This window comes from Nocardioides islandensis, assembly GCF_015352455.1.
Classification (GTDB): Bacteria; Actinomycetota; Actinomycetes; order Propionibacteriales; family Nocardioidaceae; genus Nocardioides; species Nocardioides islandensis.
This window is the reverse complement of sequence record NZ_JADKPN010000007.1, coordinates 196334-219453: the sequence shown is the minus strand read 5'-3', so window position 1 is coordinate 219453 and position 23120 is coordinate 196334. Positions and strand designations below refer to the sequence as shown.

The window sequence follows — 23120 nt, the reverse complement described above, 5'->3', positions numbered from 1 at the left end:
CCTGGGACGATTCGCCCGTGCCAGATGTCCAGTCCACCCCCCAGGACAGTGCTTTCATCCGCGCGACGCGTGGGCTGCCGGTGCCGCACACGCCGGTCTGGTACATGCGGCAGGCCGGCCGCTCCCTCCCGGAGTACCGCGCCCTGCGCGCCGGCGTGGGCATGCTCGAGTCCTGCATGACGCCCGACGTGGTCGTCGAGATCACGATGCAGCCGGTGCGCCGGTACGGCGTCGACGCCGCCATCTTCTTCAGCGACATCGTGCTGCCGCTCAAGGCGGTGGGCGTCGACCTCGACATCAAGCCGGGGGTCGGCCCGGTGGTGGCGTCTCCGGTGCGCACCCTCGAGGACGTCGCCGCGATACCCGACCTGACGCCCGAGCACGTCCCCTTCATCACCGAGTCCGTGCAGCGGCTGGTGGCCGAGCTCGGCGGCACGCCGCTGATCGGGTTCGCCGGCGCGCCGTTCACCGTCGCGTCGTACCTGGTCGAGGGCGGTCCCTCCAAGGAGCATGCCCGCACCAAGGCGATGATGTTCGGCGCTCCGGAGGTCTGGGACGCCCTGATGTCCAAGATCGCCGGGATCGCCGCGGCGTACCTCTCGGTGCAGGTGTCGGCGGGCGCGTCGGCCGTCCAGCTGTTCGACTCGTGGGCGGGGGCCTGCACGCCGGAGGACTACGCCACGTACGTGCAGCCCTACTCCGCGCGGGTGCTGTCGGCCGCGGGTGAGCTCGGCGTGCCGCGCATCCACTTCGGCGTGAACACCGGCAGCCTGCTGCCGCTGATGGCCGAGGCCGGCGCGGACGTCGTGGGCGTCGACTGGCGTACGCCGCTCGGTACGGCGATCCCGGCCGTCGGCGACCGCGCGGTGCAGGGCAACCTCGACCCGACGCTGGTGTTCGCGCCGACCTCGGTGATGACCTCGCGGGCCGCCGCGATCGTCGAGGCCGGCCGGGCCGCCCGCGGGCACGTCTTCAACCTCGGCCACGGCGTCATCCCGGACACCGACCCCGGTCAGCTCGAGGAGCTCACCCGGTTCGTGCAGTCGATCCCGGTGTCGTGACGCCGCTACCCCTGTAGAACCGACCCTCACTCACCGCCGGACACGGGCGCGGCGACGGCGGCGGGCTCGCGGCGCAGGCGACGGATGAGGAGCCAGACCGGGACGCCGACCAGCAGGCCGACGACGGCGAACGGCAGGACGGCACCGACGACGGTGAGCACGGCGACGACGGTGGCGCGGAGACCGTCCCAGCCGGCGGTGAGGCCGGCGAGGAAGCCGTGGTCGTCGTCCTTCTCGGGCGCCGGCGTCGCGGACGGCTTGCGCTCGATGCTGACCTTGATGGTCGCCAGCGAGGTCTGGTCGGCCAGGTACGCCTGCTGCTGCGTGAGCGAGTCCAGCTGGGCCTGGCGGTTCGAGAGCTCGGCCTCGATCGACATGATGTCGCGGATCGACTCGGCGCGGGCGAGCAGCTGGCGGACCCGGTCGACGCTGGCCTGCTGGGCCTTGATGCGGGCCTCGACGTCGATGACCTGGGTGGTGACGTCCTCGGCGCTGCTGCTGGTGGACGCGAGGTCGGCCAGCTCGCCGTTGCCGAGCGCGGTCATGACGGCGTCGAAGTCGTCGCTCGGCACCCGCAGCACCATCCGCGAGCGCAGCGGCTTGCCGGTCTTGTCGGTCTCGGTCTTGTCGTCGGCGATCGTGCCGTTGTGCTGGTCCACCAGTGCCTGCACGTCGAAGCGCGTCTTCCCGACGTCGTCGCTGCGCAGCGACACGGCGCCGTTGCGGATCACCGCCTGCTGCTCGACGAGGTCGACGGCGTTGCGCGCCGATCCGGCCTTGCTCGCGTCGGAGTCAGAGGCGACCGCCCCGTCGGCCATCTCGGGGGCGGCGACGTCACCGGCCGACCCACCGGCCCCGCCGCCGTCGGCGGTCGTGGCAGTTCCGGAGTCGGATCCGCCTCCGGAGCAGGCCGTCAGCGAGAGCAGGGCCGCGGCGGCGACCGCCGCCAGCAGGTGAGTGGTGCGCCCAGGAGTCTGCATGGGTGTGGGACGCCGCGTCATGGCCCGAGGTTCCCCGCCCCGGACGCGGTCACGTCTCGATCGGGTGACAAGGTGGTCACGTGCCCGCACCGCCCCGCCGCGCCGTCGTCGTCGGCGGAGGCATCGCCGGGCTGACCGCGGCGCGTGAGCTGGCGGCGGCGGGACGCGAGGTCGTCGTGCTCGAGGGCTCCCCGCGCATCGGCGGCAAGCTGCTCACCGCCGAGGTGGCCGGCGTCTCCGTCGACGTCGGTGCGGAGTCGATGCTCGCCCGCCGCCCGGAGGGGATGGGCCTCGCCCGCGAGGTGGGGCTCGGTCTCGTGCACCCGGCGAGCACCGCGTCGGCGGTCTGGACCCGCGGCGCGCTGCGACCGCTGCCACGCTCGGTGATGGGTGTCCCCGTCGACCCGGACCAGGTGGCCGCGTCCGGCATCCTCGACGACGCCGGCGTCGACCGGCTCCGCCACGAGCGGACGGGTCCGGACATCGGCGACGAGGACGTCTCCGTGGGCGACCTGGTCGCCGACCGTCTCGGCGGCGAGGTCGTCGACCGGCTCGTCGAGCCGCTGCTCGGTGGTGTGTACGCCGGCCATGCGCGCCTGCTCTCCGCGCGCGCCACCGTTCCTCAGCTCGTCGCCTGGAGCCGTGGCTCGCTCGTCGCCGGCGCGGCGGACGCACTCGCCGCATCCACGGGCGCCCCGGTCTTCGCCGGCATCGCCGGCGGCATGGGCCGCCTCCCCCGAGCGGTGGCATCGGGCCTCGACGTCCGCACCGACGCCACCGTCCGCGCCCTGCGACGTACCCCGGACGGCTTCGCCCTCGTCGTCGGCCCCACGACGGCCGAGCAGGAGCTGGTCGCGGACGAGGTCGTGCTCGCGACGCCGGCCGCCCCCACGGCCCGGCTGCTGCAGATGGTCGCGCCGGTCGCCGCCGCCGAGCTGGCCGAGATCGAGTCCGCGTCGATGGCCGTGGTCACCCTCGCGTTCCCGGCCCAGGACGTCGGTGGGCTGGGCGGCTCCGGCTTCCTCGTACCTCCCGTGGACGGCCGGACGATCAAGGCCTCGACGTTCTCGTTCAACAAGTGGGAGTGGGTCCGCGAGGCCGGCGGCGGTCTGCTCCTGCTGCGCACCAGCATCGGCCGGCACCGCGAGGAGTCGGTGCTCCAGGTCGCCGACGAGGACCTCGTCGCCGCGTCGCTGGCCGACCTGCGCGACGCCACCGGGCTGGCGGCCCGCCCGGTGGACACCCACGTGCAGCGGTGGGGCGGCGGGTTGCCGCAGTACGCCGTCGGCCACCTCGACCGGGTCGCCCGGGTCCGCGCCGCCGTGGCCGAGGTGCCGGGGCTCGGCGTCTGCGGCGCGGCGTACGACGGCGTGGGCATCCCGGCCGTGATCGCCTCGGCCCGCCGGGCCGTCGCAGACCTCGCCCCGGCACAATGAGGGGGTGAGCCAGCAGGACATGACCAAGGCCGCGCGGACCCGCGAGATCAACGACACCGTCCGCTACACGATGTGGTCGGTGTTCCGACTCTCCCGTCCCTACGGCGGCGACGACCGCCGCGCCGACGAGGCCGCCGAGCTCGGCGACCTGGTGGCCAAGCTGGCGACCCAGGACGTGGTGGTGCGCGGGCTCTACGAGCTGAGCGGTCTGCGCGCCGACGCCGACGTGCTGGTGTGGTGGCACGCCGAGACCGTGGAGCGGCTCCAGGACGCCTACCAGCGGCTGCGCCGGACGGCCTTCGGCGCCCGGCTCGAGCCCGTGTGGTCGCAGGTCGCCCTGCACCGGCCCGCCGAGTTCAACAAGAGCCACGTGCCGGCGTTCCTGGCCGACGAGGAGCCGCGGGCCTACGTCTGCGTCTACCCCTTCGTGCGGTCCTACGAGTGGTACCTCCTCGAGGAGTCCGAGCGCCGGGGGCTGCTGGCCGAGCACGGTCAGATGGCTCGCGACTTCCCCGACGTGCGGGCCAACACCGTGTCCAGCTTCGCGCTGGGCGACTACGAGTGGATCCTCGCCTTCGAGGCCGACGAGCTGCACCGGATCGTCGACCTGATGCGACACCTCCGGGGGTCCGAGACACGGCGCCACGTCCGCGAGGAGGTGCCGTTCTACACCGGCCCCCGCGTCTCTGCGACCGACCTGGTCCACCGCCTGCCGTGACGGAACCGGGGTCGGCGACCACCCGTCGTACCCCCATGCGCGTCCTCGTCGCCGCCGCGTCCATGCTGCTCGTCGCCCTGTCCGCGACGGCCTGTGGCACCGACAGCGGGGACACCGCGCAGGACCCCGGCAGCTCGGCACCGCCGATGCCGACCGCCATCCCACCCGCCGACGGTCCGGTCGTCGGTCTCGGCCTGGTCCTCGACGCGTCGTCCGGCGGCGAGCCGGGCTTCTGCCTCGGGCCCGTCGCGGAGTCCTACCCGCCGCAGTGCACCGGGCTGCCGATGACCGGGTGGAGCTGGGCCGAGCACCGCGGCGACTTCGACAACGCGGGCGGGGTCAAGTTCGGCAGCTTCGCGATCACCGGCACCTTCGACGGGGAGACGCTGACCTACCGGTCGGCGGTGTCGGGTGCGCTCTACGACCCGATGCCGACGCCCGAGCCCACCAGCGGGGCCGGCGATCAGCACTCGGAGGCCGAGCTCGAGGCGATCGCCCAGGACCTCCGCGAGCTCCCGGGCGCGCTCTCCACGATGCCGGGCGACAACCTCGTCGTCGTCGACGTCGTCCACGACGACGGGTCGATCCAGGACTGGGCGGACCATACGTACGGCGAGGGGCTGGTGTTCGTGCACTCCGCCCTGCAACCGGCCTAGCAGCCCCCGGTCCGCCGACCACGCCGACCACGCCGGTCAGCCGTGGTCGCAGACCCCGAACGTGTCGGTGGTCAACGTGATCCGCAGGTCGGCGTCCGGCACGTTGCTCGCGACGTACACGGTCTGGCCGGCCCCCGTGGTGATGGTGGCGGCCTCGGACACCTCCCCGTCGTGGACCAGCTGGACGCTGAGCGCGGTCCCGGGGTTGCGCAGCCCGATCTGCGTGCCCTTCACGCCGGCCGGCACCTCGACATACCCCAGCGGGAGCACGTTGGTGGCCACCTCCGCACAGTCGGAGAGGTCGAGGTCGCCACCCACGCCGACGCCGGACACGTGGTGGGCGAAGGGGATGTCCGCCGGCGCGGCCATCGCCGCGACCCGGAACTGTGCGCGGCCGGTCCAGAGCTCGTCGTCGTCCGGCGTGACGACAGGCACGTGGTCGCGCTGGCCCGGAGCCGTCAGCAGCCCGACGTCGATGGTCTGGCTGTTGGCCTCGACGGTCGTCCTGAGGAGGGGCTCGCCCTTCTCCTCCAGGTAGACGCCGGTGAGCACCCGCTGCTCGACGCCCTGCATGAAGTTCGCCCGGTCGTGGGCGAAGGTCTGGGTGCTGGCGTACGACGAGCCGACCAGCACCAGGACGAGGCCGGCCGCGACGGCGTACCGCTCGATCCTGCGCCCCGGCAGCACCGCCACCACCAGGCCGACCAGGATGGCGAAGGCGGGGAGGGTCAGGACCAGGCCGAGGGGCACGTACCGCAGCGACTGCGCCTGCTCGGGCCCGAGGTCCGCGCGCGAGCTCGCCAGCATGCCGTACGCGAAGACCGTGGTGACGACGCCCGAGACCGCGAGGGCGTGCAGCTCGTCGGTCACCCGGGCGAAGAGCGCGACCGCGACCAGCGCCACGAACATCACCGTGCCGACCGGTGCCCCGGTCGTCACGTCCCAGACGTGGCCGATGCCGGCCCACACGTAGGTGACGAACTGCATCCACGAGACGTACGGGTCCTCGTCGTCCGGCACTGCCGAGGATCCGTACGCGGCGTACCAGGCCAGGTAGACGAGCGTGGGGACGACCGCGACGGCCAGGGTCGTGCGCCAGCCGCGCAGCATCAGCGTGAAGAGGGCCGCCCACGCGACCATCGGGATGCCGAGGCCCGAGCACATCAGGCCGGCGACCAGCAGCACGTTGGCCAGCACCAGCCCGCGCCACGACGTCGCTGAGAGCACCGCCAGGCAGGCCAGGATGCCGGCCGTCAGGGACCCGAGGAACCCGATCTGGAACGCCCACAGCGTGTCCTCGCCCGCGCCGTTCCAGGCCAGTACCACCGCGCAGGCGACGGCCACCCAGTCGGCTGCCCCCGCGCGGCGCAGCAGGACGAAGAGGCCGACGCTGCCGACCATCAAGGCGGCGATCGGCATGAGGTCCCAGAGCTGGTAGTGCTGGAGGCCGACCACCTGCCACATCACGCGGTACAGGACGAGCGGGATCGTCGACCAGTGCTCGTTGTGGGGCTCGAACGGGCCGGGGCCGTTCCCACCGGTCAGTCCCCGTTGGTAGAGGAACTCCCACTCGTCGCCGAAGAACCACAGCTTGCGGGCGTGCCAGAGCAGCACGACCGTCGAGGCCAGGATGCCCACCGCCAGCGTGACGACCGGCGGGCTCGGACGCCGCTTCAGGTACGACGCGGGCGTCCGAGAGTCGCTCTGGCTCATGAGGGCACACCCTAGGGTGTGCCCCCGCGTCGGGACCTACTGGTCGACGGGCTGGTCCGCGGGCTCCAGGGTGAGGCTGATCGAGTTGATGCAGTAGCGGTCACCGGTCGGCGTGCCGTAGCCGTCGGGGAACACGTGGCCCAGGTGCGAGCCGCAGTTGGCGCACCGGACCTCGACCCGCTTCATGCCGTGCGAGGTGTCCTCGATGTACTGGATGGTGTCGCTGATCGGCTGGTAGAAGCTCGGCCACCCGCAGCCGGAGTGGAACTTGGTGTCGGACTCGAAGAGCTTGGCCTGGCAGGCCTTGCAGCGGTAGACGCCGGTGGTCTCGGTGTCGGTGTACTCACCGGTGAACGCGCGCTCGGTGCCGGCCTGGCGCAGCACCTGGTACTCGGCGGGGCTGAGCTCCTCGCGCCACTGCTCGTCGGTCTTCTCCACGTTGTACGCCATGACCGCAACGGTAGTCGGGCTCCCCACGGCACCCGGGCGGCCGGGCTTACGGCGCGGTTACGGTGTGGCCATGGCGAAGGCGGCGGCGGTCGAGGTGCAGGCGGGCGACCGCTCGGTCCGGGTCTCGAGCCCGGACCGGGTGATCTACGAGGCGACCGACCGGACGCCGGAGGTCACCAAGCTGATGGTGGCGGAGTACTTCGCGTCGGTCGGGGACGGCCTGATGCGCGCCCTGCGCGAGCGGCCGACCGCACTCGAGCGGTGGACCAGCGGCGTACGCCCGGGGATGAAGCTGGCGACCGGCCCGCAGGACAAGGATGCCGACGCGTTCTACCAGAAGCGCGTGCCCAAGGGCGCGCCCGACTACCTCGAGACCGCGACCATCACGTTCCCCTCGGGGCGGACCGCCGACGAGATCTGTCCCACCGAGATCGCCGTCCCCGTCTGGTGCGCGCACATGGGCACGCTGACGTTCCACCCCTGGCCGGTACGCCGCGCGGACGTCGACCGACCCGACGAGCTGCGCATCGACCTGGACCCGCAGCCGGGCACGACGTTCGGCGACGCGGTGCGGGTGGCCGGTGTGGCCCGCGAGCTGCTCGAGGAGAAGGGGCTGCGCGGGTACCCGAAGACGTCCGGCAACCGCGGCGTGCACATCTACGTGCGGATCGAGCCGCGCTGGGAGTTCACCGACGTGCGGCACGCGGCGATCGGCTTCGGCCGCGAGCTGGCCGCGCGCGACGAGGGCGTGACGATGAACTGGTGGAAGGAGGAGCGCGGGGAGCGGATCTTCGTGGACTTCAACCAGAACAACCGCGACCGCACCATCGCCTCGGCGTACTCCCTCCGCCCCATCGTCGGTGCCCCCGTCTCCACGCCGATGACGTGGGAGGAGCTGGCCGGGGTCACCGACCCGGGCGAGTACAACCTGTTCACCGTCCCGGACCGCGTCGCGGACGGCGACCCCTGGGCGAGCATCGACGACGTGCACCACGACATCACGCCGCTGCTGGCCTTGTACGAGGAGCAGGGCTCGGTCGAGATGAACTTCCCGCCCGACTACCCGAAGATGCCCGGCGAGCCGCCGCGCGTGCAGCCCTCGAAGAAGGTCGCCGAGCACTGGGACGAGGACGGCAACTGGATCGGTCCGGCCTGAGGCCACTCAGCCGATTCGTCAGCAGTTTCCCCGCCGCGACCACCCGGAGGATCGCTGACGAATCGGTGTCAGCCCAACCGCGCCCGGGCGTCGAAGAGCAGGACTGAGGCCGAGGCCGCGACGTTCAGGGAGTCGGCGAGGCCGCGCATCGGGATCGAGACGCGGGTGAGGTCGGGCGTGCGCCACTCGGCGGCCACACCGTCACCTTCGGAGCCGACGACGAGCGCCACCTTGCGGTGCCGGTAGTCCACGTCCAGGTAGGAGTGGGCGGCCGCGGGATCGGCGACGTACGCCGTGAAGCCGGCGCCGCTGAGGTCCCGACGGGCGTCGGCCACGGTGTCGTAGGTCAGCACGGGCGTCGTGAGCACCGTGCCGCGGCTGGCCTCGAACACCTTCGGGTGCGTCAGCCGGCAGGTGGCGTTGGTGAGGACCAGACCGTCGGCACCGGCGGCGTCGGCCGTGCGGACGAGGGTGCCGAGGTTGCCGGCGTACTCGATCCCGTCGGCCACGAGTACCAGCCGGGCCTCCGGGCGGAACACGTCGGCGGGTGTCCAGCGCGGTAGCCGGACGACCGACAGCAGGGCCGGTGCCGAGAGGCCGGGGTGGATGCGGGCGAGGGTCTTCTCGGAGATGTCGAGGGCCCCGACGTACGGGTCGGCGCCGCAGCGCAGCGTCACCTCGGGGCGGACGCCGAGCCGGGCGAGGTGCTCGTGCTGCCAGCGGCCGGCGACGGCGACGAGGCTCTCGTGACGAGGAAGCAGGTTGCGGCGGGCCTGGGAGTAGAGGCGCGCGGCGGGGTTGAGGGCGGGCATGGGATGGCTCCGGAGGCGGGAGTGGTCGCCTGACCGGCGCACGCCGGATCTACCGGTTGGGGGCGCTACTCCCCGCGCGCGAACGTACGTCGGTCGTCAGGCCGCCGAACGGGGCCTGGCTGCGGTCACTCCGTGATTCCCATGACGGTGACGGTACGAGTGCGTGGGCATCACCTGCACCCCAATATCCTGACCTGGTGACGGATCAGGTGAAGCTCGTCGTGGTGACGGGCTCGGGGCGCAGCGGCACGAGCAGCGTCGCGGGCACGCTCAAACGGCTCGGGCTCTACATCCCCCAGCCGGAGGTGGAGACCGACGAGCGGAACCCGCGCGGGTACTACGAGCCGTTGTGGGTCGCGGAGTTCCACAAGTGGCTGCTGAACCCCATCCCGGTCCGCACGATCGACTCCCGTCCGACCGCCGGCCGCATCGCGAAGAAGGCCGTCACGCCCGAGGTCGAGCAGCGCCTCAAGAGCTGGCTGGTCGAGCAGCTCGCCACGGGGGAGAAGCAGATCCTGCTCAAGGACACCCGCGCCTACTGGGTCTACGACCTGTGGCAGCGCGTCTCCACCCAGCTCGACACCCAGCTCACCAGCCTGACGATGCTGCGCCACCCCGCGCAGGTCGTGCGGTCGCGTGACACGGCGTACCTCACCGACATGGACCGGTCGTTCCGGCAGAAGCGCGAGACGACGAACGTCGCGGCGTGGATCAACGCGGCGTTCGAGACCGAGCGCGCGACACGGGGGAACCCCCGGGCGTTCGTGCCGTACTACGACCTGATCGGCGACTGGCGGGCCGCGATGGCGCGGGCCGGCGCCCAGCTCGGCCTCAGGTACAACGACACGAGCGGCCACCACCCCGTCGACGACTTCATCGACGCCGGCCTCAACCGGTCCAAGCCCGACTGGGAGGGGCTCGAGGTGTCCCCGACGCTGGTCGACCTCGCCGACCGCGCGTGGGACGCCATGAACGGGCTGGTGGAGACGCCCGACGACGACGTGGTGATGAAGCGGATCGACGGCCTGCGGCGGGAGTACCGCGAGCTGTACGAGTCCTCGGCCGCCATCGCCCTGGACGAGACCACGGCGCAGGTGGCCAAGGTACGCCGGAAGCTGAAGGCCCGGCTGGCCAAGGCCGAGGCGGAGATCGAGCGCCTGAAGACCGGCGGCTAGCGGGTCTCGTCCTTCTCCCACGGCGCGGCGACGGGGAAGTACTCCTGCAGGAACCCCGCGAGCAGCGCGTCCAGCCGGTCGAGCCGGAACCCGTGGTCGTGGTGGTCGCCGAGGCAGAAGAAGTCCTGCTCGCGCTTCATGAGCAGCGAGAGCTGCCAGTCCAGGTCGGGGTTGGCGATGTTCACGAACTCGGTGTCGGCCTCGGCGACGTAGGCCGTGCCGGTGAGCACCGCGTAGTGCTGGACGAACGAGCTCAGCATCGAGATGTCGGTGTCGGACCGGAACGGTGACCGGGCGGTCCGCTCGACGTCGTCCTTGAACCGCTCTTCGATCTCGCGCAGCACGGACGTGCGGACGGCGTACGGCGCGTGGGCCAGCGCGTTGGTCGTCCCCGCGCCGAAGGTGTCCTGGAGGATGCGGCGGTTGTTCCACGCGGCCTTCAGCCACGGGGGCGAGCCGGGCAGGTCGCTGAGGCCGATGGTGGACGGGGCGAAGAACACCGACGTCAGCCCCGCCGGGCTGAACAGCGCCTCCGGGCGCAGCGGGCGGCCGAGGAAGAAGTCGTCGTTGAAGTACAGCCAGTGCTCGGCCAGGCCCGGGATGTGGTGCAGCGAGGTCTCGATCGCGTGCGAGTTGAAGGTCGGCAGCGCGTCGGCGGGCAGGATCTCGTCGTGTCGCACCACCCGCACGCCCGGATGGTCGAGGTCGAGCCACGGCGGCACCTGGCCGCTGGTGACGACGTAGATGTTGCGCACCCACGGGGCGAACAGATGCACCGACCGCAGGGAGTAGCGCAGCTCGTCGCGGGAGATGAACCGCGCCCGGCCACTCGCCTCGCGCGTCTGCGCCGTCTGTTGCGCCCCGCCCTCGATGCCGGCGATCCGCTGCTCGCGGGCCGCGTCCCACTCGGGGTCGTTGCCGTCGACCCAGGTGTAGACGACGTCGACGGGGAACCGGCACTCGTTGACCGTCGGGGTGGCCATCAGCGGCAGGGTGCGCACCTCGACGCCCTCGATGGTCGCCGGCACCAGCGACGCGCCGGCCGGAATCTTGGTGGTGTAGCGGTTGCGCGTGGGTGACACCAGGCCGCCGTCGACGTGCCGCTCCCAGAACTGCACCTCGACCGAGCAGCCCTGCCCGACCAGCTGCGACGTGCCGTCGACGACCGGCCACGGCTCGAGGAACAGCCGCGGCGTCATGCCGCGGCGCAGCTCGTCGCCGAGGGTGTGCACCGAGCCGCGGCGCTCCGGCCAGCCGTGCTGCTCGGGGTCGCGCACGGAGAGGTACGCCGGGGCGCCGGTGTCGCCGAGCGACTTCAGGAAGGCGTCGCGGTCGGCGATCGGCAGCACGACGACCGGGGCGCCGGCCTCGTGGGCGGGGATGACCAGCCACTCGTGGCTGGCGGCGACGGCGCAGCGCACGGCCCAGGCCAGGGTCGCCTCGCGCGCCTCGACGGGCGTGACGCCCTCGGCCGCGCGGGCCGCCGCGGCGGACGTGGCGACCGGCTTGGCCGACGCCAGGGCGGTGACGCGCGGGGCCAGCCGGCCGGCGACGGTACGTCGCGCACGGGCGGCGCTGAAGACGCCCACCCAGCGCTCGGCGATGGCGTAGGCGTCGTACTGGCGCGACGTCCGGTAGGCGCCCTCGCCGAGGGTGCGCCGTAGGTCGGTGTCAGCGGCCAGCCGGAGCAGGGCCGCCGCCATGCCCGCGATCGACTCCGGCGAGACCAGCAGGCCGTTGACCTCGTGCTCGATGATCTCCCGCGGGCCGGACGCGCAGTCGTACGACGCCACCGGGACGCCGGCCGCCATCGCTTCCTGCACCACCAGCGGGAAGGCCTCGGCCCGCGACGTGAGCGCGCAGATGGACGCCTTCGCCCACTCGCCGCGCATGTCCGACACGGCGCCGGGCAGCTCGACCCGGTCGTAGAGCCCGAGCCGGCGGATCTGACGCACCAGCTCGGTGCGCTTGGGCCCGAGGCCGAGGATGCGCAGCCGCCAGTCGGGCAGCTGGTCGGCGACCAGGGCGAAGGCGTCGATGAGCCGGGAGTACCCCTTCTCGTTCACCAGCCGGCCCGCCGTCAGGATGAGCGGGGAGTCCAGGCGCGAGCGCGGCGTGAAGCCCAGTGGCAGCGGGTTGGGCACGATCGCGATCTCCGGCGTGGCGTCGCCGAGCTGCTCGCGCACCCAGTCGGCCATGGCCGGGGTGAACACCGCCACCACATCGGCGCGCGGCGCGAAGTACAGCAGGGGCTCCAGACCGGAGCTGCGGTCGGAGCTGGAGCGGTGCTCCTGGTGCACCACGACCACCTCGGGCGGCAGCAGCTGCACCGCCGCGGCCAGCAGCCCGGGGGTGACGGTGACCAGCACGTCGGTGTCCAGGTGCGGCAGGGCGTGCTCGAGGCCGAGGTCGCACAGGGCGGTGAACTGCCAGTCCCAGCGCTCGGGGACCAGCAGGGACTCCCGCTCGTGGAGCGCACGGGCCTGCGCGGCCGGCAGCTCGACGCCGATGGCCGCGGGGTCCTGTCCCTCGCGGACGTCGACGAGGTACCGCACGTCCACGCGCTCGTCGATGTCGTAGTGGGGCCGCTCACCGCTTCGGGTCACCGACAGCAGCCGGACGCGGTGGTCGCCGGCCAGCGCGTTGGCCTGGGTGATCGCCGAGCGGCTGGTGCCGCCCATGCCGTCGAGGTTGAAGACGAGGTAGGTGATCTTCACGCCGGGCCACCCTCGGGACGGCGGACGCGCAGCACGCCGTCGGACAGCCAGCGGTACACCAGGCTGAACACGGGTCCGTCGCCGTCCTCGTTCTGCACGTGGGGGAGCTGCGCCGCGTGGTCGGGACGGACGAGCTCGTTGTGACGGCGCCGTACGGGTAGGTCGCCGGCGTGCACGGTGGCCGTGACCCCGACCTGCTCGGGCACGTCGCGGTGGTCGAGGGTCGCGACGGCCACGTCGCCCTCGCGCGTGAGCGGTCGGGTGAGCAGCAGGGCACCACTCTCGTCGTCCACGATCCGGAGCTCGGCTCCCTCGGGCGCGCCCTCGAGCCGCATCGTGACCACGTCGTCGTCGTCCGCGGTGATCGAGAGCAGGTACGCCGCGGCGGGGGCGTCCTCGCGGGCCAGCAGCAGCGTCCCGTCCTCGGCGCGCTCGACCTGCCACTGCACGCCGTCGACGGCCGGGGTGAGGACGGGCTCGCCGCGCAGCAGCGGGGGCGTCCACACCCGGTGCACCTTGCCGCCCGGTGCGGTGATGACGACCTCGAAGCGGCCGGGGCCGCCGGGCACGCCGCGCAGGTCCGCCCGTACCGAGCGGAAGCGCGGGTCGTCCTCGGCCAGGTCGCTGGTCAGCGGCACGACCTTCTCGGTGCCGACGGGACGCAGCGCAAGTGTCCCGGGCGTCGCGTCGACCGCCAGCCAGAGGTGCCGCCCGTCGAGCACCCCGGCGAACGCCGAGCGCGGGCGACGGCCCGGGGCGTCCGGAGCGGATCCCCCGACCCGAGCCTCCGCCGGGCCTTCGGCACGGCCCAGCCGGTCGCCCAGTCGGTCGCCCAGCCGGTCGCGGGCCTGATCGGCTGCCTCACGCGCCACGGACTGGAGGCGCCGGGAGAGCTTCACCCAGCGATCGTAGCGAGGGCGCGGCGACGATCAGCGAGCGCTGACCAGGGTTCCCGCGCGGGTGGTCGCCAGGACGGGCAGGCTCGCGACGTACTCCTCCAGCACCACCGGGGTGAGCGCGCCGGCATCGGCGGGCTTCCAGCAGCAGTAGCGGACCCGCCCGTTGCGCAGGTTCTCCACGAGCACCTGCTGGCCGTCCGGGCCGAACGGCGAGGCGAGCGGGTAGTCGTACGGCGTGGGGTTGCGCAGGCCGGTCGCCAGGTACCAGACGGCCGCGTCCGGCCGGAGCAGCAGGACGGTGCCCCGGGTCAGGCCGCGGAGCTCCTCGCCACCGCCGAGGACCTCGGCGAGGTCCCACGGCCACGGGTTCACGCCCGCGAACGGCGTCCCCGTCGCGTCCGGCAGCCTCGTACCTCGCCGCTCGACGACGGCGACCACCGCCGAGACCCCGCCCGCCAGGCCCAGCAGGACGGCCCACGCGACCGCCAGTGACGGGGCGAGCCGGTCCGCGGCGACCAGTCCGGGGGCGGTCCACAGCGGCAGCGAGCAGCGCACGTGCACGCCGTCGGCCCGTGGCCAGAGGGCGGCCAGGGCGACGACCACCAGCCCGAGGACCGGCCAGGAGACGGCGCGGTCGCCGACCACGGACGCGACCAGGTCCGCGGCGACGAGGCCGGCGGCGAGCACGGTGAGGGCGTAGGCCCCCCACGTCAGCCGCACCTCCTTCAGCGACTGGTCCGGCGGTCGGTGGAGCATCGTCCGCCAGGCGGACACGAAACCGGAGCCCCCCGTCGCCACGAACGTGCGCTTGTTGTGCAGCAGCCGCTGCACGATCGAGGGGCCGACGCCGCCGCGGGCGGCCACGCCGTACCCGGCCACGACCAGGACCGCGGCCACCCCCACGGCCCAGACCGCCGAGAGCTCGCCGGCCGCGAGGACGCCCGGCACGGCGGCCAGGCCGAGGGTGTACTTGTTCAGCAGCGCGAGCGCGAGTCCCGTCCCGCCGAGCGCGGCCGCCATCCAGGGGGTGTCGATGCCCAGCGGTGCGGCCAGGGCGACCAGCACCCCGACGCGCGACCAGAGCCCGTAGTGGTTGTCCGACGTCCAGAGGGCCGTCGACATCAGCACGGCCCCCGCGGCGACGGTCAGGCCGGCGTACGGCGGGGCGCCGAGCGCCGCGGTCCACGCCCACGCGGCGCCGGCGACCGCGACCGAGAGCACGACGACGGCCCGGCGCATGACGAGCAGTCGTTCGCCCCACCAGCGCACCAGCAGCCGGTCGACCCACACGCTCCAGGGTCCGGCGCCGAAGAACACGCCGCGGTACAGGCGACGGCCGGCCCGGACCCGGCGGACGACGACCAGCGGCCAGCACTCGTCGGGGTTCGTGGGCAGCCGGGGCACCGTCCACCAGCCGAGCGCCGCCACGACCACGGCGACGGCCGCCGCGAGGACCGCCGGCTGGTGGGGGAGCGTCACGCCGTGGCGCTGACCACGACGAACGCCTTGGCGCGGTCCCAGCCGGGCACGGACTCCAGACGGGACTCCAGCCGGCGGCCCCACCGCTTGTTGGCCAGCGCGGGCGGGAACGCCCCGAACGTCGTCACCTCGACGTCCGTCAGCCCGGCCGCGGTCGCGGCCCGCCGCAGCTTGCCGGCGCGCATGTGCACGATCCCCTTGTCGCCCTTCCAGCTCATGCCGGGTGTGAGGGTCACCTGCACGTAGAAGCCCGGGAAGTACGCGTTGGGCTCGATGAACACCACGCGACCTCCGGGCCTGGCCAGCCGGCGCGAGCCCGCGAAGGCGCCCTCGATCTCGTCGAGGTGGTGCAGCACGAAGAACCCGGTCACGGCGTCGAACCTGCCGTGCAGCTCGGCCGGCGGGTGGACCATGTCGCCCTCGACCGCGGTCACCTCCGGGGCGACTTCGCGCAGCTGCTCGACCAGACCGGGCGTGAGGTCCAGCCCGGTGGTGTCGAAGCCACGGGCGGCGAGGCCGACGGTGTACTTGCCCGGGCCGCAGCCCACGTCGACAACCTGGTCGCCGGGCTGGAGCCGGGCGGCGGCGACCACCGCGTCCAGGTGGCGCCGGGTGTACGGCGTGTCCGCACGGCGCCGCGGGTCCATCCGGGGCAGGTCGCGGCCGGTGAAGTAGGCGATCTGCTGCTCGTTGTGGTGCTGGTGGGTCACGGTTCCTCACTTCTGACGAGACCGAGCTCGACGACCTCGGCGGTGGGTGGACGGCGGCGTACGGGTTGCAGCCGACGCACCACGGGGTGCAGCGGGGTCAGGGTCACCAGGCCCCGCACGGCGACCCGGACCCGGCGCAGCGACCCGGTGGCGGAGCGGCCGCGCGGGCGCGTGTGCCGGTCGACCGGGACGGTCGTGATGCGCAGGCGGGCGAGGGCGGCTGCGGGGACGAGCGGCGCGGCGTGGTCGTCCAGGGCCACCACCCGTGCGGCGGCGTCGCGGCGCCAGGCGCTGAACATCCCGGCGTCGACCGGGATCCGGCCGCCGGAGAGCAGGCGCGCCACGCGGCGGTAGAGCCGGGCGGTGCGCTCCTGGCCGGGGTCGGCGTAGTGGCCTCGACGGCCGGCGCACACCACGTCGGCAGTGCCCGAGTCCAGGGCGGCCAGCAGGCGGGGCACGTCCTCCGGGGCGTCCTGGAGGTCGGCGTCCATCACCACGACGCGCTCGCCGCGCGCGTGCCGCAGCCCGGCCTGCACGGCGGCGTGCTGGCCGGCGTTGTCCCGGAGCCGGACCAGCCGGCCGGGCACGTGGGCCCATCGTGCGAGCACGGCGTCGCCGCTGCCGTCGGGGCAGCGGTCGTCCACCAGCACGTACTCGGCCCCGGGCGGGCACGCGGCCCCGAGCCGGCCCAGCAGCTCGTCGAGCGTGGCCGCGGTGCGGTGCAGCGGCAGCACGATCGAGAGCGGTGGCCGGTTCATCGGCGTACCTGCGGCTCGAACCGGCCGGCGTCGATCTCCGCGATCCGTGCGAGCAGCGCCTCCCGGTCGGCGTCCACCTCGCCGGCCTGACGACCGGCGAGCCGCGCCAGCGCGCGGTGGATGGCCGCCAGCACGGACTCGGGCGAGCTCAGCGCGGCGTCGGCCACGAACGCGTTGCGCATCATCGCGAAGGCGCAGCCGCTGCGGACGATGTCGCCCATCAGCAGCCGGGCGGGCAGCGGGTAGCCGCGGGCCGGGTCGGTGAGCCCGCCGAACCCGTACGCCGTCGAGGCCAGCTCCGCGACCAGCCGGTCGACCGTCCCGTCGGCGAGGGCGGTGAAGACCGACGGCGTCTCCCGCTCGAGCGCGAGGTCGAGGAGACCGACGAAGGCCCGGCAGATCCCGAGGTCCGCCAGGGACGCGGCGCGCGCGGCGGCCTCGGGCGTCTCGACCATGATCCCGACGCCGACCCGGTCCCGCACCGCGTGGAGCACCCGCTCGACCTCGGCCTCGCGGCGCACCATCGGGACCAGCACCTCGTCGGCGCCGAGGTCGACCGCCCGCTCGACCTCCTCCTCGGTGCCGGGACCGACCTGGTTGACCCGGCACACGACCGGCCAGGGGCTCACCTCGCGCACCTCGGCCAGCGCGGTGAGCTGGGCCGCGGTCGGCCGGCGGTCCCGCTCGCCCCGATCGTCGGGTCGCTCCCAGTCGACCGCGACCGCGGCGGGTTGGGCGTCCTCGGACGCGGCGGCCAGCCTCGTGAGCAGGGCGACGTCGCTGGACATCAGGATCGGCTGCACGCTCATCCGCACCTCCCCACCAGCACCAGCGAGGTGCCCGTCGGGGGGACGGCGACCGGCCAGGTGACCATGCTCGCCTCGACCCGGTTCACCCAGCCGAGCACGGTGTTGAGCGGTCCGGGCGGGTGCTCCTCCTGGTGCAGCGACGCCGCGGCGTCGGGGGTGGGCCGGCGGGCGGCGTACCAGCGGGCGGCCGCGACGGCGGGCAGCAGCGTGAGCTGGTACCCGCGCAGCGTCACCACGTCGAACCCCGCCCCCTCGACCACCCGGCGCAGGGTACGTCGGGTGTAGCGGCGCAGGTGCCCCGCGCGCTCGTCGCGCACGCTCCACAGCGACGGCCACGCAGGCACCAGCACCAGCAGCAGCCCGCCGGGGCGCAGCACGCGGTGGCACTCGGCCAGGGCCGCCACGTCGTCGAGGTGCTCGATGACGTCGCGGACCATCACCGTGCCGACCGAGCCGTCGGCCAGCGGCACCCGTTCGGCGCTGCCGACGACCGTCGCGCCGGCGGGCGCGAGGAGCACGTCGGGCGCCCGGTCGATCGCCAGCACCCGGCGTCCGTCCGCGGCCAGCGACGTCGCGAACCGGCCGGTCCCGCAGCCCAGGTCCAGCACCGGCTCCGGCGCGGCGTGGTGGTCGAGCAGCTTGCGCACCAGCCGGTCGCGTCCGGCGAACCAGAAGTGCTGCTGCTCGAGGGGAGCGAGCCGCTCGGCATGTGTGGTCACGCGACCGCCGCCCAGACCCGCTCCATGCCCTCGGCGAGGGAGGTCGACGGGACCCAGCCGAGCAGGTGGCGGCACCGGGTCGTGTCCGCGGACCACTGCGGGACGTCGTACGGGCGGGCTGCGCGAGCGCCGGGCGCCGTGCGCAGGCGGGTGCCGCTGGCCGCCTCGAAGGCCGCGACGATCTCGGGGACGGTCGAGGCGACCCCGCTGCCCACGTTGATGGGGAGGCCGTACGCCGAGGTCCCGGCGACCCGCACGACCGCCTCGGCGACGTCGTCGACGTAGACCATGTCGCGGCGGGTCTCGGCGTCGACGAGCGGCACGACGTCCCCGGACCGCGCGGCCGCGACCAGGGTCGGGACCAGCCGACCGGGCGGTTCGTGCGGTCCGTAGGAACGGAAGACGATCAGCTCGCTGCAGGGCACGGCCGTCTCACCGGCCCAGTGCCACAGCGCCGCTGCGGCGGCGCGCTTGGCGACGCCCCGCGCAGTGATCGGCGCGAACGGCCCGGTCTCGACGAGTGGCCGGTCGGAGGGCGCGTAGCCCAGCGAGCTGCCCAGGTGCACGACGCCCCGGACCCGGTCGGGGTCCAGGGCGTCGAGCAGGGAGACGGTGGTGAGCACGGTGTCGCGCCACAGCGCGACCCGCGACGGACCTCCGGTCGTGTCGGGATGACCGGCCCGGCCCGCCGCGTCGACGACCAGCAGGTCGGCGTACGGAGCCAGCGCGGCGGTGACCGAGGACGTGTCGAGCAGGTCGACGCGCGCGACGTCGGCGCCCGGGACGCCGTCCAGCCGCCAGGCGTCGGTGCGCGGGTGCACCAGGGCGGTCGTGGGCACGCCGAGCGCGGCGAACGTGCGGACGACCGCCGAGCCCAGGTCCCCCGCGCCACCGGCGACCGCGACGCGCATGGGCCGAGGTTAGTGTCAGCTCCTGGTCAGGTGCGGGTCAGGTTCACGTCAGAGGCCGCTGATGCCCTCGCCGCCGCCGGCCTGCTCGTCGAAGTTCTCGTGCTCGAGCAGGTGCAGCACTGGCACGCCGATCTTGCGGCGGGCGCGGGAGGTCCAGTCGACGTGGAAGAACTCGGCCACGACGTGCGGCCGGGTCAGGATGATGGCCTCCCGGCCGTCGACCTCGGAGACCTCGGCGGCCAGGGCCCGGATGGGGTCGTCGCCGACCGTCTTGCCGTGGGCGGTCGCGCCCGCGCCCCGCAGCGCGGCCAGGGTCGCGGTGAGGTCGGCGTGCGAGCGCTCCTCGGCGTCCTTGCGGACCGCGGCCACGTCGACCTCCGGCATGCCGAGCGTGGGGTTGCCCATCAGCTCGCCGCCCGAGAGCGTGCCCATCGACGCCTCGATCCGGGCGGCGGCGTCCTCGACCGGGAACAGCACGTGGTAGACCACCGGGTCGTCGAGGTCCTCGTGCAGGGAGCGCACCTGGCGCGCGTCCTCGGAGGTCAGCGCCTGCTCGACCAGCAGCACGACGTCGTATGAGCTCATGACAACTCCTGATCGGTGGTCGAGCCTGTCGAGATCCCAAGGATACGGCCGAGATCGTAGGAAACGACCTCCTCGAGCTGGTCGTAGCCGCACGACTCGGGGTCGCGGTCGGTGCGCCAGCGGCGGAACTGCGCAGTGTGCCGGAACCTCCGGCCCTCCATGTGGTCGTAGGCCACCTCGACGACCCGTTCGGGCCGCAGCGGCGTGAAGCTGAGGTCCTTGCCCTGGCTCCACCGGCTCTGCGTCCCCGGCACGCGGTCGGGGTTCGCGGTCAGGAACTCCGCCCAGCGGCCCCAGGGGTGCTCCTCGATCGGGACGACGAGGGGCTGCAGCTCCTCGAACAGCTCGGCCCGCCGCTTCTCGGTGAAGCTGGCGCTGACGCCGACGTGCTGGAGCCCGTCGTCCGTGTACAGCCCGAGCAGCAGGCTGCCGATCAGGGGCCGCTGCGGCGTGGAGGTCTTGTGCTCGCGGTACCCCGCGACGACGCAGTCCGCGGTCCGCTCGTGCTTGATCTTCAGCATGGTCCGGGCGTTCTGCTCGTACCTCGCCCCCAGGGGCTTGGCGACCACGCCGTCGAGCCCGGCGCCCTCGAACTGGCTGAACCACTGCTCGGCGACCTCCGGGTCCTCGGTCGTCCGGGTCAGGTAGCAGGGTCCGTCGACGCCGCGCAGCGCCCGCTCGAGCGCGGCGCGGCGCTCGGCGAACGGCCGGCCGACGTACGACTCGTCGCCCAGGGCCAGCAGGTCGAACGCCACGAACCCCGCCGGCGTCTCCTCCGAGAGCAGCTTCACGCGCGAGGCCGCGGGGTGGATGCGCTCCTGGAGCTTCTCGAACTCCAGCCGGTCGCCCCCTCCTGGACTGCGGAGCGCGACGAACACCTCGCCGTCCAGGACGCAGCGCTCGGGGAGCTGCTCCTTGATCGCCGCCACGACCTCGGGGAAGTAGCGGGTGAGCGGCTTGGTGTTGCGGCTGGCCAGCTCGACCTCGTCGCCGTCGCGGAACACGATGCAGCGGAACCCGTCCCACTTCGGCTCGAAGCTCAGCCCGCCGTGCTTGGCCGGGTCGGGGATGCCCGTGACCGACTTCGCCAGCATCGGCTGCACCGGGGGCATGACGGGCAGGTCCACGCTGGTGACCCTAGTCGGCGCGCCGGCGGCTATGCCGTGAGAGGGGTGTCCTCCACCTGGGATCCGGTACCTCCTGGACCGCCGGGGTCTCGGGGGAGGTCCAGCACGAACGTCGCACCCCCCGACCGGTCGTCGATCAGGTCGAGCGACCCGCCCTGCTGACGAGCCAGCTCGCGTGCGATGTTCAGGCCGATGCCCTGACCGGTCGACCGCGGGCCCCGGACACCCCAGTCGAACACCCGGCCCAGCAGTGAGCGGTCGACGCCAGGACCGTCGTCGTGGACCACGACCTGGACGTACCCCCCCTTCGGCGTCACGAGCACCTCTGCCTCGGAGCGTGCGTGCGTGGCCGCATTGTCGAGCAGGACGTTGATCACCTCGGCCACCGCGTCCCGGTTCGCCAGCACCCGGTGCCCGGACGGCGCCCAGGAGATGCGTCGACCGCGCGCCTGGTGGGAGACCACCAGCGGGCCGATCGTGGCGTCCAGATCGGTCGAACGGGAGCTCGTCGCGTCCGCGGACGGCGGAGCCACCAGACGCTCCAGACGGGCCAGCTCGGACGTGACCATCCCCTGGAGCGTGGTACGCCGCTCCGCGCTGATCTCGTGCGTGGAGAGGAGGAGCCGGCTGGCCGACGTGATGCCGGCGATCGTCGCGTTGATCTCGTGCATGCGGGCTCGGTGCTTGCGATCGGCGCGTCGAGCGCGTAGCAGCTCGTCCCCGAGGTTGCTGTAGCTCTGTCGTGCGGTCCCCACCACACGGATGAACAGCGCGAGGTAGGTGGTCACGAGAAGGACGGCGCCGACGACGTCACCGAGGACCACCACCGTCCGGGCCGTCGGCGAGCCGTCCCCCATGAAGAGCGCCAGGTGCGCCACGCCGACCGCCGCGATCGCGAAGGCGGTGCGCTGGCGGACCCAGGGCGGGATCGAGCCGATCCGCGGCGTGAGGCCGGCCCCCCACCAGAGCAGGCCGGCGACGAGCGCCACCGTCACGACGTACGCCGCGCTCGACAGCCCGCGCTGCACGTGGAGGCCGACGGCGGGGTCGGTTCCGAACCAGGCCAGTCGGCACCCCGCGACCAGGGCCCCGACGCCGAAGCCGACGGCAGCAGGATCCAGGGTCCGCCCCACCTGATGCCCCAGGGCGATGGCCACCACGACCACGAGGGCCGCGGAGACGTCAGCGGCCAACACGTGGATGCTGGGGACCGGCCCGGACGTGACACGCTGGAGCGCCCCACGGACCAGCTCCTGGAAGCCGAGCGCGGCCAAGCCGATCGTCGCCCACGCGAGTCCCTGCCGTCGGTCGATCCACCACGTCGCATAGCAGGCGAACGCCGCCAGCAGCGCCGCCGGCGACACGATCAACGCGTCGAGGTCCACCGTCGCCACGAACAGGTCGCCGTCGGCGGCGATCATCCCGATCCCGATCACCGGCGTCAGGACGACCGCCACGATCAGGCTCGTGTGCCGCCAGGACCAGGCGTCGCCCGGTACCCGTGCTGAAGTCATGCAAGGCCCCCCCAGGCCTGGTGATCCCTTGGCCCCCCACTGGATCTGAAGCCACAGCGTGCGGAACGCACCGGAATACGTCAATCCCCGCCCTAGACCGGCCCACGGGTGAGGCCTCGGAGCGCTGCCCTGCCTTCGCCCGGACATGGTCACCCGGTACCATGCCCCCGAAGAGGGAGATGCTGAGTGGAGGCCGGTGGGGGCGGCGACCTCTCGGTCGACGCAAGGTGTGAGAGCAATGGCGACGTCGACGCCCGAGCGGCTGCGTGTGCTCATCGCGTCCGACCGCGCCCTGATCGCGGACACCGTCCGTGCTGCCCTGGCCGCCGGAGGACACGACGTGGCCGTCGTCGAGTGGCCGGCTGACCCGGCGAAGCACCAGCAGACGTCGCCGGAGCCGGATCACGGGATCCAGGACCACGGGGTCGGTCTCCTGCTCTGCGACCTCGACCAGTGGTCGACGGTCCAGACGGCGTCGTCGGTGGTGGGGAGCATCGGCGTGCCGTGGGTCGTGCTGACCGGCTCACCACGCGGCCCGTCATGGGGAGCCCTGCTGGAGGCGGGGGTCGAGCTCATCCTGGGTGAGGAGACCCGGTTGGAGGAGATCGGCGACGTTCTCGTGGCGGTGGCCGAGAATCGCGTCAGCACCCCCTCCGACGAGCGCGCCGAGCTGACGACCGCCTGGCGGGGGCTGCGCTCGCCTCATTACTGCTGAGGTTGCGCGTGGCCGGTCAC

At 73.4% G+C, this 23120-nt stretch carries 22 protein-coding genes; 7 read left to right on the top strand and 15 right to left on the bottom strand.

Going from position 1 to position 23120, the window contains the following annotated elements; translation table 11 throughout:
- Positions 1-17 precede the first annotated feature (17 nt).
- On the top strand, positions 18-1061 hold the full coding sequence (gene hemE, locus ISU07_RS13550; RefSeq protein ID WP_323742598.1) for a uroporphyrinogen decarboxylase: 1044 nt from the start codon (positions 18-20) through the stop codon (positions 1059-1061).
- A gap of 26 nt (positions 1062-1087) precedes the next feature.
- Here the strand turns inward: hemE and ISU07_RS13545 are convergent, their stop codons facing one another.
- Complete coding sequence (locus ISU07_RS13545; RefSeq protein ID WP_194707319.1) at positions 1088-2062, bottom strand: DUF4349 domain-containing protein; 975 nt, start codon at positions 2060-2062, stop codon at positions 1088-1090.
- A gap of 59 nt (positions 2063-2121) precedes the next feature.
- Between ISU07_RS13545 and hemG the strand changes: the two genes are divergently transcribed.
- The 3 genes from hemG to ISU07_RS13530 are packed head-to-tail and all read left to right on the top strand — an operon-like array spanning position 2122 to position 4851.
- A complete protein-coding gene (gene hemG, locus ISU07_RS13540) occupies positions 2122-3477 on the top strand; it encodes a protoporphyrinogen oxidase (protein WP_194707318.1) in 1356 nt (451 codons plus the stop codon).
- A gap of 19 nt (positions 3478-3496) precedes the next feature.
- On the top strand, positions 3497-4195 hold the full coding sequence (gene hemQ / locus ISU07_RS13535) for a hydrogen peroxide-dependent heme synthase (RefSeq protein WP_194707359.1): 699 nt from the start codon (positions 3497-3499) through the stop codon (positions 4193-4195).
- 35 nt (positions 4196-4230) lie between these two features.
- Positions 4231-4851, top strand: coding sequence for a hypothetical protein (locus tag ISU07_RS13530; RefSeq protein ID WP_194707317.1), 621 nt, complete (start codon positions 4231-4233; stop codon positions 4849-4851).
- A gap of 36 nt (positions 4852-4887) precedes the next feature.
- Here ISU07_RS13530 and ISU07_RS13525 read toward each other — a convergent pair whose 3' ends face one another.
- Positions 4888-6564, bottom strand: coding sequence for a hypothetical protein (locus tag ISU07_RS13525; RefSeq protein WP_194707316.1), 1677 nt, complete (start codon positions 6562-6564; stop codon positions 4888-4890).
- 36 nt (positions 6565-6600) lie between these two features.
- Positions 6601-7014 carry a peptide-methionine (R)-S-oxide reductase MsrB gene (gene msrB, locus ISU07_RS13520; protein WP_194707315.1) on the bottom strand — a complete coding sequence of 138 codons (414 nt, stop codon included), beginning with the start codon at positions 7012-7014 and terminating at the stop codon, positions 6601-6603.
- A 70-nt stretch (positions 7015-7084) separates the two neighbouring features.
- On the opposite strand from msrB, the gene ISU07_RS13515 reads away from it, so the two are divergent.
- The gene (locus tag ISU07_RS13515; RefSeq protein WP_194707314.1) at positions 7085-8170 is read left to right on the top strand and encodes a DNA polymerase domain-containing protein; all 1086 of its coding nucleotides are present in this window, start codon (positions 7085-7087) and stop codon (positions 8168-8170) included.
- A 68-nt stretch (positions 8171-8238) separates the two neighbouring features.
- On the opposite strand, the gene ISU07_RS13510 is transcribed toward ISU07_RS13515, so the two are convergent.
- Entirely contained in the window at positions 8239-8982 is a 744-nt protein-coding gene (locus ISU07_RS13510; protein ID WP_194707313.1) for a TrmH family RNA methyltransferase, read from the bottom strand.
- Between the two features lie 197 nt (positions 8983-9179).
- On the opposite strand from ISU07_RS13510, the gene ISU07_RS13505 reads away from it, so the two are divergent.
- Entirely contained in the window at positions 9180-10157 is a 978-nt protein-coding gene (locus ISU07_RS13505; protein ID WP_194707312.1) for a sulfotransferase family protein, read from the top strand.
- On the opposite strand, the gene ISU07_RS13500 is transcribed toward ISU07_RS13505, so the two are convergent.
- Genes ISU07_RS13500 through ISU07_RS13450 form a run of 11 tightly spaced genes read right to left on the bottom strand, consistent with a single transcriptional unit; the run spans position 10154 to position 22385 of the window.
- Entirely contained in the window at positions 10154-12874 is a 2721-nt protein-coding gene (locus ISU07_RS13500) for a stealth conserved region 3 domain-containing protein (RefSeq protein WP_194707311.1), read from the bottom strand. The genes ISU07_RS13505 and ISU07_RS13500 overlap by 4 nt on opposite strands.
- Positions 12871-13773 carry a hypothetical protein gene (locus ISU07_RS13495; RefSeq protein WP_194707310.1) on the bottom strand — a complete coding sequence of 301 codons (903 nt, stop codon included), beginning with the start codon at positions 13771-13773 and terminating at the stop codon, positions 12871-12873. The genes ISU07_RS13500 and ISU07_RS13495 overlap by 4 nt, the downstream gene beginning before the upstream one ends.
- A 30-nt stretch (positions 13774-13803) precedes the next feature.
- The gene (locus ISU07_RS13490) at positions 13804-15252 is read right to left on the bottom strand and encodes a hypothetical protein (protein ID WP_194707309.1); all 1449 of its coding nucleotides are present in this window, start codon (positions 15250-15252) and stop codon (positions 13804-13806) included.
- Entirely contained in the window at positions 15249-15962 is a 714-nt protein-coding gene (locus tag ISU07_RS13485; RefSeq protein ID WP_194707308.1) for a class I SAM-dependent methyltransferase, read from the bottom strand. The genes ISU07_RS13490 and ISU07_RS13485 overlap by 4 nt, the downstream gene beginning before the upstream one ends.
- On the bottom strand, positions 15959-16720 hold the full coding sequence (locus ISU07_RS13480; RefSeq protein WP_194707307.1) for a glycosyltransferase: 762 nt from the start codon (positions 16718-16720) through the stop codon (positions 15959-15961). Before ISU07_RS13480 ends, ISU07_RS13485 begins: the two co-directional genes overlap by 4 nt.
- Positions 16717-17529: an aldolase/citrate lyase family protein gene (locus ISU07_RS13475; protein ID WP_194707306.1), complete on the bottom strand. Its 813-nt coding sequence runs from the start codon at positions 17527-17529 to the stop codon at positions 16717-16719. Before ISU07_RS13475 ends, ISU07_RS13480 begins: the two co-directional genes overlap by 4 nt.
- Positions 17526-18248 (bottom strand): class I SAM-dependent methyltransferase, encoded by a 723-nt coding sequence (locus ISU07_RS13470; RefSeq protein ID WP_194707305.1) that lies wholly within the window; start codon positions 18246-18248, stop codon positions 17526-17528. The genes ISU07_RS13475 and ISU07_RS13470 overlap by 4 nt, the downstream gene beginning before the upstream one ends.
- Positions 18245-19159: an NAD-dependent epimerase/dehydratase family protein gene (locus ISU07_RS13465; protein ID WP_194707304.1), complete on the bottom strand. Its 915-nt coding sequence runs from the start codon at positions 19157-19159 to the stop codon at positions 18245-18247. The genes ISU07_RS13470 and ISU07_RS13465 overlap by 4 nt, the downstream gene beginning before the upstream one ends.
- A 48-nt stretch (positions 19160-19207) precedes the next feature.
- The gene (locus ISU07_RS13460; protein WP_194707303.1) at positions 19208-19744 is read right to left on the bottom strand and encodes a hypothetical protein; all 537 of its coding nucleotides are present in this window, start codon (positions 19742-19744) and stop codon (positions 19208-19210) included.
- The gene (locus tag ISU07_RS13455) at positions 19741-20871 is read right to left on the bottom strand and encodes an ATP-dependent DNA ligase (RefSeq protein WP_194707302.1); all 1131 of its coding nucleotides are present in this window, start codon (positions 20869-20871) and stop codon (positions 19741-19743) included. Before ISU07_RS13455 ends, ISU07_RS13460 begins: the two co-directional genes overlap by 4 nt.
- 29 nt (positions 20872-20900) lie before the next feature.
- The gene (locus ISU07_RS13450; protein ID WP_194707301.1) at positions 20901-22385 is read right to left on the bottom strand and encodes a sensor histidine kinase; all 1485 of its coding nucleotides are present in this window, start codon (positions 22383-22385) and stop codon (positions 20901-20903) included.
- A gap of 238 nt (positions 22386-22623) precedes the next feature.
- On the opposite strand from ISU07_RS13450, the gene ISU07_RS13445 reads away from it, so the two are divergent.
- Positions 22624-23100, top strand: coding sequence for an ANTAR domain-containing protein (locus ISU07_RS13445; RefSeq protein WP_194707300.1), 477 nt, complete (start codon positions 22624-22626; stop codon positions 23098-23100).
- Positions 23101-23120: the final 20 nt, after the last annotated feature.